The 16,207-nt window shown below is 44.2% G+C and carries 20 protein-coding genes and 12 tRNA genes; 3 read left to right on the forward strand and 29 right to left on the reverse strand.

Annotated features, from left to right (window positions below):
• Window positions 1–40: 40 nt before the first annotated feature.
• The 13 genes from OKX00_RS22190 to OKX00_RS22250 all read right to left on the reverse strand — a co-directional run bounded on the left by OKX00_RS22190 (window position 41) and on the right by OKX00_RS22250 (window position 1,814).
• Window positions 41–117: transfer RNA gene (locus OKX00_RS22190), tRNA-Ile, on the reverse strand.
• 10 nt (window positions 118–127) lie between these two features.
• A tRNA-Gly gene (locus OKX00_RS22195) sits at window positions 128–201 on the reverse strand.
• Window positions 202–209: 8 nt separating this feature from the next.
• Window positions 210–286, reverse strand: a tRNA-Pro gene (locus tag OKX00_RS22200).
• A gap of 3 nt (window positions 287–289) precedes the next feature.
• Window positions 290–366, reverse strand: a tRNA-Arg gene (locus OKX00_RS22205).
• A 42-nt stretch (window positions 367–408) separates the two neighbouring features.
• Window positions 409–494: transfer RNA gene (locus tag OKX00_RS22210), tRNA-Leu, on the reverse strand.
• 23 nt (window positions 495–517) lie between these two features.
• Window positions 518–602: transfer RNA gene (locus OKX00_RS22215), tRNA-Leu, on the reverse strand.
• Between the two features lie 28 nt (window positions 603–630).
• Window positions 631–706 (reverse strand) — tRNA-Lys (locus OKX00_RS22220).
• An 8-nt stretch (window positions 707–714) separates the two neighbouring features.
• Window positions 715–789 (reverse strand) — tRNA-Gln (locus OKX00_RS22225).
• Window positions 790–827: 38 nt separating this feature from the next.
• Window positions 828–903, reverse strand: a tRNA-Asp gene (locus OKX00_RS22230).
• 55 nt (window positions 904–958) lie between these two features.
• Window positions 959–1,033, reverse strand: a tRNA-Glu gene (locus tag OKX00_RS22235).
• 5 nt (window positions 1,034–1,038) lie between these two features.
• Window positions 1,039–1,129 (reverse strand) — tRNA-Ser (locus OKX00_RS22240).
• A 5-nt stretch (window positions 1,130–1,134) separates the two neighbouring features.
• Window positions 1,135–1,209: transfer RNA gene (locus OKX00_RS22245), tRNA-Asn, on the reverse strand.
• Between the two features lie 155 nt (window positions 1,210–1,364).
• On the reverse strand, window positions 1,365–1,814 hold the full coding sequence (locus tag OKX00_RS22250; RefSeq protein WP_265408894.1) for a SprT family protein: 450 nt from the start codon (window positions 1,812–1,814) through the stop codon (window positions 1,365–1,367).
• A 97-nt stretch (window positions 1,815–1,911) separates the two neighbouring features.
• Here OKX00_RS22250 and cmpA point away from each other — a divergent pair, with 97 nt between their 5' ends.
• On the forward strand, window positions 1,912–2,046 hold the full coding sequence (gene cmpA, locus OKX00_RS22255; RefSeq protein WP_091010572.1) for a cortex morphogenetic protein CmpA: 135 nt from the start codon (window positions 1,912–1,914) through the stop codon (window positions 2,044–2,046).
• A gap of 12 nt (window positions 2,047–2,058) precedes the next feature.
• On the opposite strand, the gene OKX00_RS22260 is transcribed toward cmpA, so the two are convergent.
• The 14 genes from OKX00_RS22260 to acpS form a co-directional block, all read right to left on the reverse strand.
• The gene (locus tag OKX00_RS22260) at window positions 2,059–4,257 is read right to left on the reverse strand and encodes a Tex family protein (protein WP_265408895.1); all 2,199 of its coding nucleotides are present in this window, start codon (window positions 4,255–4,257) and stop codon (window positions 2,059–2,061) included.
• Window positions 4,258–4,623: 366 nt separating this feature from the next.
• The gene (locus OKX00_RS22265) at window positions 4,624–5,232 is read right to left on the reverse strand and encodes a protein phosphatase 2C domain-containing protein (RefSeq protein ID WP_265408896.1); all 609 of its coding nucleotides are present in this window, start codon (window positions 5,230–5,232) and stop codon (window positions 4,624–4,626) included.
• The gene (sigB, locus tag OKX00_RS22270) at window positions 5,229–6,020 is read right to left on the reverse strand and encodes an RNA polymerase sigma factor SigB (RefSeq protein ID WP_053356086.1); all 792 of its coding nucleotides are present in this window, start codon (window positions 6,018–6,020) and stop codon (window positions 5,229–5,231) included. The genes OKX00_RS22265 and sigB overlap by 4 nt, the downstream gene beginning before the upstream one ends.
• On the reverse strand, window positions 5,986–6,468 hold the full coding sequence (gene rsbW, locus OKX00_RS22275; protein ID WP_248251152.1) for an anti-sigma B factor RsbW: 483 nt from the start codon (window positions 6,466–6,468) through the stop codon (window positions 5,986–5,988). The genes sigB and rsbW overlap by 35 nt, the downstream gene beginning before the upstream one ends.
• On the reverse strand, window positions 6,465–6,797 hold the full coding sequence (locus tag OKX00_RS22280; RefSeq protein WP_053356088.1) for an STAS domain-containing protein: 333 nt from the start codon (window positions 6,795–6,797) through the stop codon (window positions 6,465–6,467). The genes rsbW and OKX00_RS22280 overlap by 4 nt, the downstream gene beginning before the upstream one ends.
• 61 nt (window positions 6,798–6,858) lie before the next feature.
• The gene (locus tag OKX00_RS22285) at window positions 6,859–7,866 is read right to left on the reverse strand and encodes a PP2C family protein-serine/threonine phosphatase (RefSeq protein WP_265408897.1); all 1,008 of its coding nucleotides are present in this window, start codon (window positions 7,864–7,866) and stop codon (window positions 6,859–6,861) included.
• 10 nt (window positions 7,867–7,876) lie between these two features.
• The gene (locus tag OKX00_RS22290) at window positions 7,877–8,278 is read right to left on the reverse strand and encodes an anti-sigma regulatory factor (protein ID WP_265408898.1); all 402 of its coding nucleotides are present in this window, start codon (window positions 8,276–8,278) and stop codon (window positions 7,877–7,879) included.
• 2 nt (window positions 8,279–8,280) lie between these two features.
• Window positions 8,281–8,637 carry an STAS domain-containing protein gene (locus tag OKX00_RS22295; protein WP_007200230.1) on the reverse strand — a complete coding sequence of 119 codons (357 nt, stop codon included), beginning with the start codon at window positions 8,635–8,637 and terminating at the stop codon, window positions 8,281–8,283.
• A 12-nt stretch (window positions 8,638–8,649) separates the two neighbouring features.
• Window positions 8,650–9,465 carry an STAS domain-containing protein gene (locus tag OKX00_RS22300; RefSeq protein ID WP_265408899.1) on the reverse strand — a complete coding sequence of 272 codons (816 nt, stop codon included), beginning with the start codon at window positions 9,463–9,465 and terminating at the stop codon, window positions 8,650–8,652.
• A 172-nt stretch (window positions 9,466–9,637) separates the two neighbouring features.
• Window positions 9,638–9,988 (reverse strand): type II toxin-antitoxin system endoribonuclease NdoA, encoded by a 351-nt coding sequence (gene ndoA / locus OKX00_RS22305; protein WP_007200228.1) that lies wholly within the window; start codon window positions 9,986–9,988, stop codon window positions 9,638–9,640.
• A 4-nt stretch (window positions 9,989–9,992) separates the two neighbouring features.
• Window positions 9,993–10,274, reverse strand: a complete 282-nt coding sequence (locus OKX00_RS22310; protein ID WP_053356092.1) for a CopG family ribbon-helix-helix protein — start codon at window positions 10,272–10,274, stop codon at window positions 9,993–9,995.
• Between the two features lie 187 nt (window positions 10,275–10,461).
• On the reverse strand, window positions 10,462–11,607 hold the full coding sequence (gene alr, locus OKX00_RS22315) for an alanine racemase (protein ID WP_265408900.1): 1,146 nt from the start codon (window positions 11,605–11,607) through the stop codon (window positions 10,462–10,464).
• Window positions 11,608–11,742: 135 nt separating this feature from the next.
• Window positions 11,743–12,777, reverse strand: a complete 1,035-nt coding sequence (locus tag OKX00_RS22320; RefSeq protein ID WP_265408901.1) for a LolA family protein — start codon at window positions 12,775–12,777, stop codon at window positions 11,743–11,745.
• A 157-nt stretch (window positions 12,778–12,934) separates the two neighbouring features.
• The gene (gene acpS / locus OKX00_RS22325; RefSeq protein ID WP_265410614.1) at window positions 12,935–13,294 is read right to left on the reverse strand and encodes a holo-ACP synthase; all 360 of its coding nucleotides are present in this window, start codon (window positions 13,292–13,294) and stop codon (window positions 12,935–12,937) included.
• An 88-nt stretch (window positions 13,295–13,382) separates the two neighbouring features.
• On the opposite strand from acpS, the gene OKX00_RS22330 reads away from it, so the two are divergent.
• Both OKX00_RS22330 and OKX00_RS22335 read left to right on the forward strand, forming a co-directional pair.
• Complete coding sequence (locus tag OKX00_RS22330; RefSeq protein ID WP_265408902.1) at window positions 13,383–13,988, forward strand: rhomboid family intramembrane serine protease; 606 nt, start codon at window positions 13,383–13,385, stop codon at window positions 13,986–13,988.
• A 38-nt stretch (window positions 13,989–14,026) separates the two neighbouring features.
• On the forward strand, window positions 14,027–14,254 hold the full coding sequence (locus OKX00_RS22335; RefSeq protein WP_265408903.1) for a hypothetical protein: 228 nt from the start codon (window positions 14,027–14,029) through the stop codon (window positions 14,252–14,254).
• A 127-nt stretch (window positions 14,255–14,381) separates the two neighbouring features.
• On the opposite strand, the gene OKX00_RS22340 is transcribed toward OKX00_RS22335, so the two are convergent.
• Both OKX00_RS22340 and OKX00_RS22345 read right to left on the reverse strand, forming a co-directional pair.
• Window positions 14,382–14,639: an STAS domain-containing protein gene (locus tag OKX00_RS22340; protein WP_265408904.1), complete on the reverse strand. Its 258-nt coding sequence runs from the start codon at window positions 14,637–14,639 to the stop codon at window positions 14,382–14,384.
• A gap of 303 nt (window positions 14,640–14,942) precedes the next feature.
• The gene (locus tag OKX00_RS22345) at window positions 14,943–16,163 is read right to left on the reverse strand and encodes a D-alanyl-D-alanine carboxypeptidase family protein (protein WP_265408905.1); all 1,221 of its coding nucleotides are present in this window, start codon (window positions 16,161–16,163) and stop codon (window positions 14,943–14,945) included.
• Window positions 16,164–16,207 lie beyond the last annotated feature (44 nt).

Below are 16,207 nucleotides of genomic sequence, written 5' to 3' on the forward strand. Positions count from 1 at the left end.
CATTAGAAGAGCGGATGTCAAGTACATTGCCCTTAAAAAATGGTGGGCCTAAATGGACTCGAACCATCGACCTCACGCTTATCAGGCGTGCGCTCTAACCAGCTGAGCTATAGGCCCAAAAATTAAATGGAGCGGGTGATGAGAATCGAACTCACGACCAGAGCTTGGAAGGCTCTTGTTTTACCACTAAACTACACCCGCGAAAAAGATGGTCGGGAAGACAGGATTTGAACCTGCGACCCCCTGGTCCCAAACCAGGTGCTCTACCAAGCTGAGCCACTTCCCGTTATGGCGCGCCCTGAGAGATTCGAACTCCCGACCTTTTGATTCGTAGTCAAACACTCTATCCAGCTGAGCTAAGGGCGCATATTATTTTATTTCTTTATTTAAATATTATATGAGAAGCTTTGGTGCGGTCGAGAGGACTCGAACCTCCACGGGGTTGCCCCCACTAGCCCCTCAAGCTAGCGCGTCTGCCATTCCGCCACGACCGCAAAGCAATTAAAGTTTTAAAAAATGGTGCGGGTGAAGGGACTCGAACCCCCACGTCATAAGACACTAGATCCTAAGTCTAGCGCGTCTGCCAATTCCGCCACACCCGCATGTGTGTTTGTGTTGCTATTATTAAGATGGTGAGCCATGAAGGACTCGAACCTTCGACCCTCTGATTAAAAGTCAGATGCTCTACCAACTGAGCTAATGGCTCATGAAAGATGGCTGGGCTAGCAGGATTCGAACCTACGAGTGACGGAGTCAAAGTCCGTTGCCTTACCACTTGGCTATAGCCCAATAATTTCATGTGTTGATGTATACTGTTTGAGAAAAAATGGCGGACCCGACCGGGGTCGAACCGGCGATCTCCTGCGTGACAGGCAGGCATGTTAACCACTACACCACGAGTCCATATTTATGTTTGTAAGAAAATCGTTTGTTTGGTTTTTTTCTAACGAAAACAACTTGGTGACCCGTACGGGATTCGAACCCGTGTTACCGCCGTGAAAGGGCGGTGTCTTAACCGCTTGACCAACGGGCCACAACTGGCAGAGAAGAAGGGATTCGAACCCTCGCGCCGCGTTAGCGACCTACACCCTTAGCAGGGGCGCCCCTTGAGCCACTTGGGTACTTCTCTGTAATTGGCTCCACAGGTAGGACTCGAACCTACGACCGATCGGTTAACAGCCGATAGCTCTACCACTGAGCTACTGTGGAATGTGTTTTTGAGACATTTAATATCATACTTTGTTCAGCCTCAAATGTCAATATGTTTTTTTGGAATTTATTTTGTCTATGTATGGACAAGATGTCTTTCAGCGACTTTATTAATCTAACACAGATCAGACTTTCTAGTCAACACTTTTTTAGCTTTAAGTTAAAATCAATTTCCCTCTGCATTTTCCGCATACATATTTAGCCGTATTGACCCTGCGCTTACGCTTATATTGCTGCTTGCAGTTTGAACATATATAAAGATATTTATACGGCTGTGTTTTCCTGGCTCCAGGCAATGCTTCGCAATAGCGCAGCCCGCCAACCTTCTTCAGAAGCTGCTTAAATTCCGGGTCCCGATGTTTATAGCCCCTGCCTTCCATGTGGAGATGGTAATGGCACAATTCATGTTTAATGATGCCTACGAGCGCTTCATAGCCGAACTCAGTCAGCTGCCTCGGATTGATCTCTATATCATGGGACCTCAGCAAATATCGCCCTCCAGTAGTTCTCAGCCGGGCATTAAAGCGGGCGGTATGCCGAAAGCGCTTTTGGAAAAAATCCTGTGAAAGATGTTCAACAAGATGTTGTAGATCCTTTTGTTCCATTTCTTTTCCTTTCTCCTTCTAAAAACAAAAAGTTGGTCACATCAACAAGCCATGAGACATAGACTAAATCACGCTTGAATAAGTGGAGGTTTTGTCTATGCCTACATGGTTTAAGAAGCAACTTAGAAAAGCCTACTATCAAAAAGACCGTTATCAGATCCGTCTTTTAAATCAATGCTGGTTTTTTTATAATCAAAAGAACTGCACGACTGAAAGCAACACTCTGCCATAAATTCAGCGAGGATTACTGGGCATCTGGCGGCAGCATAGTTAACGCCACTCTCCCTTTCGACAGATCGACACTGTCTACCCATACGGTGACAACCTGGCCGACACTCACGACATCCATCGGATGCTTCACAAAGCGTTTGGCCAGTTTAGAAATATGAACAAGGCCATCCTGTTTCACGCCAATATCTACAAAGGCCCCAAAATCAACGACGTTCCGGACGGTTCCTTCAAGTTCCATCCCTTTTTCCAGATCTTCAAGCTTTAGCACATCCGTTTTCAGCAGCGGCTTTGATAATTCTTCCCGGACATCCCGGTTGGGCCGCAATAAGCCGTCAATGATATCCTGAAGAGTCGGTTCCCCAATCGTTAATTTGGCTGCCATTGATTTTATATCAATGGTTTTCAGCTTGGATTTTAAATCGTCTGAGCCAATCTCCTGCAGTTCACTGCCTATTTCCTTTAAAAGCTGGAGTGTTTCTTTATAGCTCTCCGGGTGAATGGCTGTTTGGTCAAGCGGGTTTTTCCCGTCAGGAATCCTTAAGAAGCCGATACATTGCTCATAGGTTTTCGCACCGAGCCTCGGAATTTTTTTCAATTCTTCCCGCTTCACGAATTTCCCCTTTTCCTCTCTTACCTTTACAATGTTCTGTGCCACGGTCTTTGACAAGCCTGCTACATATTGAAGAAGGGACGAGGAAGCGGTATTCACATTAACACCCACCTGGTTCACGGCTGTTTCCACGACAAAGGTTAAAGATTCGTTCAGACGTTTTTGTGAGACATCATGCTGATACTGCCCCACACCGACAGACTTTGGATCAATTTTCACCAGTTCAGCGAGCGGATCCTGCAGTCTCCGAGCGATGGATATCGCACTGCGTTCCTCGACCTGCAGTTCGGGAAACTCTTCCCTTGCGATAGCAGAAGCTGAATAAACACTGGCGCCCGCCTCGTTTACGATGATATAAGAAACAGATTCCTCAATGCTTTTAATCGTATTGACAATGAACTGTTCCGTTTCTCTTGAGGCTGTTCCGTTTCCGATTGCAATGACATGTATGCCATACTTTGCGATCAGTTCTTTGACCACTGCTTCGGATTTTTGCACTTCCGACCTCGGCGGTGTAGGATAAATCGTCTGGATATGGAGCATCTTTCCGGTCTCGTCCACCACACCAAGTTTGCAGCCTGTCCGGTAAGCAGGATCCACACCGAGTACCATTCTTCCCTTTAATGGAGACTGAAGAAGAAGGTTCCTCAAGTTCTCAGAGAAAATGTGGATTGCCTGCTCTTCACCCTTATCCGTTAGTTCATTCCGGATATCGCGTTCAATAGAAGAAGCAATCAGCCTTCTATAGCTGTCTTCAATGGTCTCTTTTAGGAATGATACCACCGGTGAAGAGGGATTTTTAATTACAGTGCGATTGAGTCTTTCAATGATTTTCTCTGAAGGAGCCTCAATATCCACTTTTAGAACGTCTTCCTTTTCACCCCGGTTTACAGCAAGAATACGGTGAGGAACGATTTTCTGAACAGGCTCAGTGTACTCATAGTACATTTCATATACCTTTTTCTCGTCCTCTCCATTTTTCTTCAATGACGTTTGCAGCTTTCCTTCTTTATACGTCAGGTCTCTGATCCACGTTCTGATGGAAGCATCATCTGACAGCTGTTCGGCAATGATGTCTTGAGCGCCCGCAACAGCATCTTCCACTGTATGTACTTCTTTTTCCTCAGAAAGAAATTCCGAAGCTTTTTGCAGGACATCTCCTTGTGCAGGCTGGCTCATCATCCAGTCCGCGAACGGTTCAAGCCCTTTTTCCTTGGCTGCAGTCGCCCTGGTTCTTCGCTTTTGCTTGTAGGGACGGTATAAATCTTCTATCACTTGCAATTTTTTAGCCTTTGAAATGGCAACAGCCAGCTCATCCGTCAGTTTCCCCTGTTCCCCGATCAGCCTGAGAACTTCCTCTTTACGCTCTTTAAGGTTTTCGGAATAATGCCATCTATCCATGATTTCTTTAATTTGAACTTCATCCAGACCACCTGTCAGCTCTTTCCGGTACCTGGCAATAAAGGGGACCGTGTTGCCGTTTTTTAATAAATCGATAACGTTTACTACTTGTTTTTGTTTAACACCCAATTCTTTGGCAATGTCCAAATAGCCATTATCCGTTTTTTCGATTGTTCCTTCCAATAGAAGTACCCCTTTCATTACTGTAAAAATGACATCATATACTCTTCTAGTTTAACACTTTCCACACCTTTTAAGAAAACATGAGCCGGGCGCAATAAAAAAAGCATCCACGTTCGGATGCTCAATACCGCCACTCCTCCTCCTCCTGGATGCAGGAACCGTGAATGGAAGCATAATGTTTAGTAACAGACGGGCTTTCCAAAAAAATTTCTGTCCTTTTGGCAAGGCTGACGTAACGCACAATATAGTAAAAAGCGATAAAACCCAGGGTAATCCAAATCCAAAAACCAGGATTCAAAACGCATCACCCCTTTTCAATTAGTATATGGAGATCATTCATAATTACCACAAAAAAAAGCCGGGGCTCCATCGGCCCGGCTTATATTAGGCATGCGACACTTTTCCTACGAGACAGGTAGCATCATCAATTAATTTTTGAGAAAGGTTTCCAAGGTAAGCCGCAGACTCCTTTGGCGAAACCATATTTGTCAAGATGCTGCGGCTTTGCGTATGAATTTCCATTCCGTCAGAATAAATTATAAAAGCAGTCTGATTATCAAAAGGAAATTGCTGAATCTGAAATTTTCGGGGGTTTCCAGAGAGAAATCCCACAGTCGGAAGGGGATAAATTAACTTACGGTCTTTTCCGGCCATCATAAAGCGGATGTTTCCAACACCAGCATAAATCACTGCCTCCTGCCGGAAATCAATCTTAAAGATGGAAAGAACCGCTCCGCGAGTCCCTTTCAGCTCCTCATTACACACCCTCATGAGTTCCTCAACATCTAATTGATGATTCTGCTCAACTGCATTAACAGCTGCCTGAGAAGCAGTTCTTGCCAAACTCCCGCTCCCTAGCCCATCTGCTACTGCACAAATAAAATAATCACGGGTTTCCGTGACATAAAAACTATCTCCGCATAGATCATTACCATTCTTAGGCTTTTGAAAGGAAGAGACAGTTATTTTGTCATAGGAATAGTCCTGGATCATTTTAAAGCCTCCGATGGTTCAACGCGAATTGCTTCCCGAAGTTTTTCAAGTGCTCTCCTTTGAAGGCGAGAAACATGCATTTGAGAAATTTCAAGCCGTTCTCCTGTTTCTTTCTGGCTTAGATTTTCAAAATACGTACATTTCAAAATTTCTTGTTCTCTTTCAGAAAGAACAGCGAACGCCTTCTGCAGCAGCATTCTTTTATCGATCTGGTCAAAGCCGGCATCCTGAGATCCGACAAGATCCAGCAATGTTACTGTGCTACCTTCTTGATCTGCTTCAATTGAACTGTCGACAGAAAGAGCTTGATAACTTTTGCCCATCTCCATCGTCTCCAGTACTTCTTCCTCCGTGACCTCCAAGAAGTCGGCAATTTCCTGGATTTTCGGAGAACGCTGAAGCTGGTTCGTCAGTTCTTCTACGGCTTTTTTAATACGCGGTCCAAGTTCCTTAATCCGTCTCGGTACGTGGACACTCCAGGTCTTATCCCGGATAAAGCGTTTAATTTCACCAATGATGGTAGGAACCGCAAACGATTCGAATGAACGGCCAAATTCAGGATCATACCTGCGGAGTGCAGCCAGCAGTCCAATCATCCCTACCTGTACTAAATCATCATGAATGCTTTTGCCCTTTGAAAACTTTCGGGCGAGTGAATGGACAAGGTCTTGGTATTGATGTACAAGCTTGGTTTGAAGAATTTCATTTTGCGGATCGTTCTGAAGCTCATCGATCCACTTATATACTTCTTCCTTATTGCGTAGGTGCTGGTGAGGTCCTGTCGACATTTTCCTCCACCTCATCTCTGTGAAGATACTTCGTCATCATTACGATCACACCCGCTTCACCGCTGATTTCCACTTTATCCATCAATGATTCAATTAGGAAGAGGCCCAGGCCTCCTTCATTCAATTGTTCCACGGATTTCCCTTCTACAGGTCCGAGTGATTCGTTCATATCATCATAATCAAAGCTCTTGCCATGGTCTACAACCATAATTTCGAGCCGGTCTTCATATACGCCACAGCCAATCCGGATTTGTCCTTTTTCCGTTTCTGTGTACGCATGATTAACTGCATTCGTACAGGCTTCCGAAACGGCAATTTTGATATCTTCAATTTCGTCAAAAACAAAACCCATCCGGTTGGCGATACCAGATATCGTCAGACGCACCACACCGACATAGTCGGGTTTGGCGGGTACTGTCATTTCGATAAAATCAGAGGCTTTATTCATCTGGCCTCCCCCTTTACCTCATTGTCTATATCCATTACCTCAGTCAGGCCGGTAATTTCAAACAATCGTTTAACTCTTTCGGTCATTCCTCGAAGCTTCAGCGAACTGTCATTCTTCTTGGTTGATTTCAATGCTCCGACAAAAATTCCAAGGCCTGTACTGTCCATATAATCAATGTGCTGAAGATCAATCATGATTTGTACATTTTTCTCCTCTGTAAGAGGAACCAGCACTTCCTTAAGTTTTGGTGCAGTGTATGCGTCTACTTCTCCAGCTAATATTAAATAGTGAACTCCATTAGTTTCTTCATGTTTAATTTGCAGATTCATTTTTTTCCCCCCAGGATGTTATCATAAACCCATAAAATGATTTACCCTTTTTCAAAAACGGTTAAACCATTCTTTTTAGAATAATAAGTGTAAAGTCATCTCTTAGTTCAAATTCCTGAAGTCTCTCCAGCTCTGTAAACACACAATCGACAATTTCCTGAGCCGGTTTATGCATATTCTCACGGATCAGAGAAACAATCTCATCTCTTTCGATGAACCCTTTGCTAGTCCGGCACTCTGTCACGCCATCGGAAAGAAGAATAATCATATCACCCGGATCGAGCTGTTTTTCATATTCCATATATTTGGTCGTTCGGGAAACACCCAAAACGAGACCCTTGGCAAACATGTCTTCAAACTCGTCGCCTTCCGCTTTATAAAAAAAACCGGGCTCATGTCCTGCACCGGCAAAATGAAACTTATGGACATCTGTGTCATACAGCCCATAAAGCATAGTAATAAACATGTTCGGGTGCACATTCTGTTCAACGACTCTATTTAAATTTTCAAGCAGGAGATTAGGCTGCATACGCTGTTCAGGCAAGCTGTCCATGGCATATTTAATCATGGACATACATAGCGCTGCCGGTATTCCCTTGCCGATGATATCAGCTACTGCTACGCTGATTGATTTATCGTCTTTTACAAAATTAAAGTAATCTCCGTTCATCTTCTTGGCCGGAACACTGATCACTCCAATATCCAGAGAATCCACCTCTGGCACATCACTGATCAGAAGTGTCTGCTGCATGCTCGCAGCGACTTCAATTTCAGATTCAAGCTGGCGCTGCCGTGTCCTTAAGCTCTGATGCTCACGGTAAGCAAACCCATACCCGATCATGACTTCCAGAAGAAAATCAAAAGAGTCCTTCATTCCATCCGTCATGTCGGGAAAAAGCTCATTCATCACGTTAACGTGATGGCTGATCACATCTTCGGGAGAGATCTGCTGCTCGATCAGCTTCCTGCTGAATTGCTGCCCTTTATATAGGGCGGTCTCGCTTTTGCCTTTAAGATAGGTAGTCAGCAAGTCTTTATATCGATCTATAATCATTTCTCTTTCGTTCATTGAACGCCTCCTAACGAAGCCACTTCGTAGCAAGGATCTCTGTCCCGCTGTCCAGCGTTGAATCAATGGAAAACTCGTCCATTAAACGCTTGACCCCAGGCAACCCTGCCCCTAGTCCCCCAGAAGTCGTGTATCCATCTTGCATAACCTTTCGGATATCCCGAATCCCAGGACCGTTATCAACGGCGATGATCCGGAGTCCTTTCCTGCCCATTTGTTCAACCGGCTCCAGACAAATTTTTCCGTTGCCGGCATACAAGTAGATGTTACGTGCCAACTCAGAAATGGCGGTTGTAATCCGCGCCTGATCCACATTGCCGAATCCCAGTTCTTTTGCCATGTTTCTGCCTAACTGCCGGGCACTGACGATATCCCATTCATTGCAAACTTCTACACAGGATTGGATGTCCATACTCATCCCTCCAGTTCCAGTCGCAATTTATCAAGCCCTTGTTCAAGATCAAGCGCCGTCGGAACCTCTCTCATTGAAATCCCTAAATCAATCAGTGTAATTGCAACTGCAGGCTGAATACCAGTCAAAACCACTTGTGCTCCCATCAGTTTTGACATACGGACGACATCTCCTAATACTTTGGCAATAAAGGAGTCGATCATATCTACGGATGTCAGGTCAATTACTACACCTTTGGCTCCGGTGTCATGAATCTTATTAAGCAGATCTTCTTGAAACTGCAGAGCTGTCTGATCGTCGAGCTCTACTTGAATCGTAATAAGAAGATACTCATGCAGTTTCAAAATAGGAATCCTCATTTTCCCCACTCCCTATTTATCCTTAACGATTTGTTGGTTTGTAATTTCCAGAGCTCTTTCCATCCCTTTTTGCAGTGTGCTTTTCGTAGGAAAAAGGCTTAAATCAATGCCAAGACTAACAATGGTCTGGGCGATTTCCGGTCTGATTCCGACCAGAATACAAGTGGAGCCCAGCAGCCTGACTGCATCAGCGGCCTGGATAATATGGTGAGCAACCATTGTATCGACAACGGGAACACCTGTAATATCAATAAGAACGACTTGAGAACGGTATTGAATCACTCCCTCGAGCAGGTTCTCCATAATCAGCTTTGCGCGTTCTGTATCGATGGTTCCAATCAGCGGCATAACACTAATATGCTGAAATACCGGAATAAGCGGTGCTGATAATTCAAGCAACGCTGACTTTTGAATAGAAACGGTACGTTCCCATATCTGAGAAGAATTTTGAACTACTGAATTTAAAATAGGATCCATCCAGCGGTCTACTTCCCTGTATATATCTATTGCTGTATCCTTTTGAATATCTTCCTCAATAATAATCTCCAGAACAATCCTTCGAAACGTCTGAAGACCTTGTGTTAAATATTCAAGCGGCATGTTCGTCCGCAATACTTTATCGAAAAAACGTCCCAATGTTCCATCAGTTGAAATATCGCCCTGGCTGATATGATGAATCAGCAATGATAAAAATTCCTTGTTCAGCTGATTGTACATGTGGGGTGTCATTACGCTTGTCTCACTTTTGAAAGCATTAAGCTCCCTGGACCAAAGCTCATCTATTTCGTTGCGCTTACTTAAGATAATATTGATGATGGCCGCGTTCATTCTATACCCCCTTACGATCGGTACACTATATTTATTATTCCATTTCTCACTCATTCTTGCAATCTTTTGCTATATAGTTCGCCGGCAATTCCCAAAAGCTGTGCTTATTTACATTAGTAAAGGGTTTCCAATTAAAAAAACTGCCAATTCCCAGGGAGAAACGGCAGTTTGTTTAAAAGTCTATAAGACCGAGACTGATTTGTAACGCTTCATCAACGCGACGCATCATCTCATCATCAAGATGCGTGATTTTGTCGGTCAGCCTTTGTTTATCAATCGTACGTATTTGCTCCAGCAAGATAACAGAATCCCGTTCGAATCCATATTTCTTCGCATTGATCTCAACATGCGTCGGCAGTTTTGCCTTTTGGATTTGAGCGGTTATGGCTGCGACAATAACAGTAGGACTAAATCGGTTACCGATATCATTTTGAATAATCAAAACCGGTCTGATTCCCCCTTGTTCCGATCCAACTACAGGGGAAAGGTCTGCAAAGTAAACGTCTCCGCGTTTTACGATCAAAGGGCTACACCCCGCTAACTAAGCGGTCTAAGGTAATTTCAGCTTCCTCCTCTAAAAGAAAGGCTTCTGATGCAATGTTCAAATTGATTTTTGCCATTTCCATATAACCCTGTCTCATAGATTCACGAATGTGACGTTTCTTCTTCTCGCGGATATACATCTTAGTCGCCTGATGTATAAATTCGCTGCGGTCCAAATTCTCATTCTTAATCATCCGGTCTACCTCATTGATAATCTGTTGAGGAAGACTAATTACGATCCTCTTTGTGTTAGCCAATTCGGACACACCTACACCTCCAGAGCAAAGCTTATCTACGATTTGCTACGATCATTCTTAACCAAATATAATCTTATCACTTAAGATAAGGGTTTGCAAAACGATTTCAAAGTAAATATTCTTCAAGATTTTTAATAGTCCTGCTAATATTCTGCTAAAAATTTAAAATTACATTCATTTTTTCTAAAATTCGACCTTACTTTTTGTAAACACGGGGGACACGAGATGTAATTAAACACGGAATTTCGTAGTTTATCGTACCGATTTGAGCGGCAAGATCATCAATAGAAATCTTTTCGTCCCCCTGGCAGCCGATTAACGTAACAAGATCACCGACCTTCATCTCATGGGGAAGGCGGATCATGCATTGGTCCATGCAGATCCTTCCTGCGAACGGAACTTTCCTGCCCCCAGCCAGTGCATGACCTTTTTCAGCATAGCGTCTCATCCAGCCGTCGGCATAGCCGATCGGAAGCGTGCCAATCCACTCTTCCTCCTTGGCGGTATAGGTGGCGCCATAGCTTACCGTATCTCCCCGTTGAACTTTTTTTACATGAACAAGCCGGGTATGCAGGGAAAAGGCTTCCTTTAACGGAATAGGAAGTACGCTTTTCACTTCCTCTGAAGGAGCGAGTCCATACATCGAGATTCCGATTCTTGCAATATTAAAGACTCTGTCAGGGAACCTTAGAGAGGCCGCACTGTTTCCGCAATGGATAAAGAGCGGTGCTGCACCCGTTTCACCGATCCATTCCAAGCTTCGCGCAAACCTTTCAAATTGTTTGTCCACCAGATCAGATTCCAGTTCATCCGCCGTGGCAAAGTGGGTAAACACGCCCTCCAGGCAAAATTGGGGAACTTCCTCTATTTTCAAGGCCAGATTCTTCGTTTCCTCTGGTTCTCTCGTTCCAATCCGTCCCATACCCGTGTCAATTTTAAGGTGGAGGTTGACCTTCTTCTCTCCTTGAAGATAAACTGAAGCCTCATCGACCCAGTCCGCTTGAAAAACGGTAAGTGAAATATCATTTTCCGCTGCAAGTGCCGCATCTACCGGCCTGGTCCGGCCCAGTACAAGAATTGGTGCCTGTATGCCTTGTTTTCGAAGAGACAGTGCTTCATCCAATAATGCAACTGCAAGATAGGTTGCCCCTGCTTCAAGTGCCGTTTTTGCGACAGGCAGCGCTCCGTGTCCGTATCCATCCGCTTTCACTACGGCCATAATTTCCGTTCGGTCTGGAAGCAGGCCGCGGAATGAGCGAATATTCTCTTTGATGCTGGACAAATCAACCTCTGCCCAAGTGTCTCTGTAAAACTCCCGAGTATCCAAACTTATCCGTCCCATCTATCTATATCTTCTTCTTATATTAATTCGTCTATTCGTTATTCTACAACATTCATCCTATTTCCGTAAGGGCAAATACAGAATAAAAAAGGCTGATTCACAAAATGCGAAATCAGCCAAATCCTTTTAACTTTATTATTTTGAGCCTTGAGCGGAAACCGAACGCGCAATGGCCATCAGTTCTTCCTGATCAAGCGAATTGGATGCAAGGAAAAAATCCACTCCCTTATACGTCCATGATATCGACTTATCATTCATCGCTCCAACGGTGTAGCCCAGATCAACGGGTTCTCCGCCAGGCATGGTCAGCCTTTCTGGTTTTCCGGCAGTTGTCTGAACGGCTTCATTTTTTCTTTCAATCAATGTAAATGTTTTTTTATTATTTTCATCCGAGAAACTGAGAACAACTTGTTTGCCGTCATGCACGCTAACTTCCTTTTCATTGGTCAATTCGATATTCCCAGGGCCGCTGTACTTCGGATACAATACTTCCATCGCCTTTTGGTCACTTTTCTGGCTCATCGCCGGCAGTTCCAGCTGTGCTCCTGTCATGTTAGTCTCCATGTCAAAAGCGCCCTTATCAAATTTAGCATCGAACTTCACATTGGAGAATTGCAGCTTCACCAGTTCCTTTGCATCCTTATCCATAACTCTTACTGTTTTCGGAGCCAGATCTTTATTCAGCGTTATCTCCTGCTGATACAGGTTTTTATTTTGATAGTTGGTTTTCGTATGGAAAACATACGAATTCTCCATCGCTTTAAATCCTCGATCCGTATCATTCAGTATGTCTGCTGCCAGAGACTCGAACAAATAGACCTGACTGTTATTTTCCGGCCAGTCGCTTTGGAATCTGAAGCTTTTATTCAGAGCAGGCGTTAAAACAAAAACACCTTCTTTATTCCTTAGGATCATCTGGCTTTGATCCTTCTTGGCGTTTTTTAGATTCACACGATAGAAGTTTGGTTTCTTATGCCACACTTCCAGCTGATACTGAATTGGTTTCTCGCCCGTATTCAGTGTCATGACGGCATCTGCTTTGTATCCCGTCATTTCCTCCATCTTCTTATCCAGCGACGTTACTACATCTTCCTGGCTTTTCGCTCCGCAGCCCGCCAATCCGAATATGAATAGAAACGCCATCAAGGTTATTGACAGTGTCTTCTTCATGTTCTTATCCCCTTTGCCCTTTATTTTACAAAGGAAGGGCACCCTGTATTTACGCTCTCAACCACGCAAACAGGATGTCCTTCCTGACCGCATTACAATATATGTGGGCAAATGGGACAATATGCAGACTAGCATGACGAGCTCTGAAAATCGAAGCTTATTCCGGAGCAGTTTCCAGCACGACTTGTGCCACAGCAAATTCTTTGGAATGTGAAATGGAAAGATGGGCGATCCTATCCGTTCCGCCGAATATGACAGGCTTCCCGTTATCATTTTTCGCAATCTCGATATCCTGCCACGACAGATGCTTCCCGATTCCCGTTCCCATTGCCTTTGCATAGGCTTCCTTGGCAGCAAAACGCCCCGCCAGAAATTCAGCCTGCCTTCTTCCCTTTAAAACGCCATACGCCTCAAGCTCTTTTTTAGTGAGGATCCGATTGGGAAAACGAACTTGCTTCTGGCAGACCTCTTCTATCCTTGCAATCTCCACAATGTCAATTCCTGTGCCAATAATCATCATTGCTTCCTTTCTACGGCTTTCGTATTTCTTATTTGTATTGCCGTTGTGCTAAGATAAATATACTACATACAGGTGGTGATGCTGGTTGTTTGTAAGGGAGGAAAATTTCAAGACTTTTATCAGGCTTTATCCTGTCATTTCAATCCTGACAGCTCTTCATTTGATCGTTTTTCTCCTGCTTAATATTGGACCGCAGGCGGACTTTCTTTATTATTATTTTGCCGGCTCTAACTATTACATCTCCCAGGGAGAATATTGGAGGCTCGCTACACCGATCATTACACACTCCAGCCTTACGCACGTGCTCTTCAATTCATTTTCACTCGTTATTTTCGGGCCTGCCCTTGAGAGAATTCTTGGCAAAGGCAAATTTCTGATCGGATATTTTGGCGCCGGCATTATTGCAGATATCGCAACCTATTTTATTCTCCCCCTTAACTTTGCCCATATCGGAGCATCAGGTGCTATTTTTGGGCTGTTCGGCATCTATCTTTATTTGATGTATGCACGGAAAGAATATTTAGTAGGGGCAGCCAACAAACAGATATTGCTTGTCGTTCTGGTCTTCAGCTTAATCACCACGTTTACCAGCGAAGGAATTAATATTTACGGCCATTTATTCGGCCTCATTGCCGGCGCTGCCCTGGCACCCGTCTTAATGGCATTTGTGCCAAGGCAAAAATTCCGGTAAAACAGCGAAAAGGGGCTGTCCAAGAAGTCTGTAAGCTGTTGATTTTCGTTCCAGGCTGCTCGCTTTTACCGGCGCGAGCTCCTACTTTCGCGGGGCGTGCGGTGAGCCTTACCGGCGTGAACGCCTACTTTTTGGCGCAAGCACCGGCGGGAGTCTCACCTGTCACGCTAGTCCCGCAGGACAAGGAAAGCTTCGGCAGCGTTATATCACACAAAGAAAATGTGAAGTTCATTTTCGAGGAGTCTCGCATCTTCCACTTCAATTAACTTTTCATTGAAGATTTTTCAAGCCAAAAAGGGGCTGCCTGAAGGTCAATTTTCGACTTTCTGGACAGCCCCTTTTTATAGGTGCTTTTTCATGGCCTCCTGCAGCATCGATAAAAAGTAGAATTCCTCATCTGCCATCTGCATTCAGCTCTTTTATTTGTTTCGCATGTTCAGGCTTTACTCCGACAATGACTGCTTCAATCCCGCCCATATAGGATAAGGCAGTGAACAAGCTTTCCATCTGCTGCAGCCCTTCACGTGTAATAGAGCCTGCACCGGTAAAATCGAACAGCATCGTGTCCAGGTCATGCTTATACGCGCTTTTCAGCGTATTCGTCTGACAGTAGGAACGATTGCTGCAAGCTCCTGAAGTATAACAAAACACTGCAGCTTCATCTAGGGATTTCCATTAGAAGGATATTAAAGGGGAACTATGTGAGTACTGCGGCATAAAAAAAGAGAGGAGATCCTCTCTTTACGTATACATACACTTTTTTAATTGGTCAGCGACATGATCGCGGTCATCATCATTAAAATAAACACCGTCACTACAAGTATCCTGATTTTCGTATTAATATCCATAAAAACCCACCTATCAGCACCCTTATTTATACTTCTACTATATTTCTTTCGATTCAACTGCCGAATTTATGATGATTTCAGAAGAAAACACCCTCCAAAGAAGGTGTTATTTAATAAACGTATAGTTCTTCTCCAGCCTTTTCATCCGCTGTTCTTTTCTCTTTTTCTTTTTCATGCGGACGATCACCATGCAGGAGACAAGCAGTAGAAACAGGCTGTAGAAGAAGACTGCCGTCCTTGTGGTTAACTGCAGCGGCGTTATTTCTTTTACCTTTTCTACCGTGCTTGAAGCCACTTTGCTGGCTGCTTTTTTGGGGCTTGGATGAAACAGCTGAACTGCGGCCAGCTCATTTCCTTTGCTGTTCTGCACCGTTAATTCCCCGTTTGAAGAAACATTCTTTGTATAATTCTCCCCCATAGGGAGTGTAAATTCAAGGTCCCTTTTCAAGGCATGTTCTTTTCCGGCAGAATCCTCAATCATGGTTCCTTTGGAAATTTTCTGCCTCTGAAAATGGTTAAACCCGTATTCGAAAAGTGAAATGGTATCTCTGTAAGACGCCTTAGCCGTCGGAGCTTTTAAGACCACCGCAATAAAATCCATTCCATTTCTGGACACCGAGGTGACAAGCGTGTGTTTCGCCTGACTGACATAGCCGTTTTTGACCCCTGTCGTGCCCGGGTAGTCCCATAGCAGACGATGATGATTCACAAGGGTTGTATTCCAGCCCTTTACGTGCCAAGGGAGATCTTTTATACTCACAATTCTTTGGAATTCCTTATTTTTCATGGCGACTTGAGTGATCTTGGCCATATCTTCTGCTGTTGTATAATGATCAGGATTAAATAATCCGTTCGGCGTCTCAAAATGGGTATGCGTGGCTCCTGCCTTTTTCGCAAATTCATTCATTTTATCGGCAAATGAAGGCACATCTCCTGCAAGATATTCCGCAATTGCTACAGCTGCGTCATTTCCGGAGTTCACGATCATTCCCTCAACAAGCTTTTTTAAAGGAAGCTGTTCTCCCTCAGATAAATAGACCCTTGTTCCATCTGTCAGGGTCGCATTTTTACTAATGGTTACCATTTCATCCATTTTACCGGACTCGATGGCAAGGATTGCCGTTACAATTTTAGTGATACTTGCAGGATACATCTTCTTGCTGTCCTTTTTATTATAAAGAACGTTCCCGGTTTTCTGATCAATCAGGATGGCACTCTGGCTTTTTACTTTCGGTGCTTCGCTTGTGCTGGCGTGCGCCGGTACCGTTGGTGCCAGAATTCCAGATAATAAACATAAGGACATGATGGTTTGAAAAATTTTCTTCATTCGCCGCTGACAACTCCCGTCTACATACTCCCTATAACATTTCG

Origin of the sequence: Fictibacillus sp. KU28468 (assembly GCF_026153615.1) — a bacterium.
In the GTDB taxonomy this organism is placed as follows: Bacteria; Bacillota; Bacilli; order Bacillales; family Fictibacillaceae; genus Fictibacillus_C; species Fictibacillus_C marinisediminis.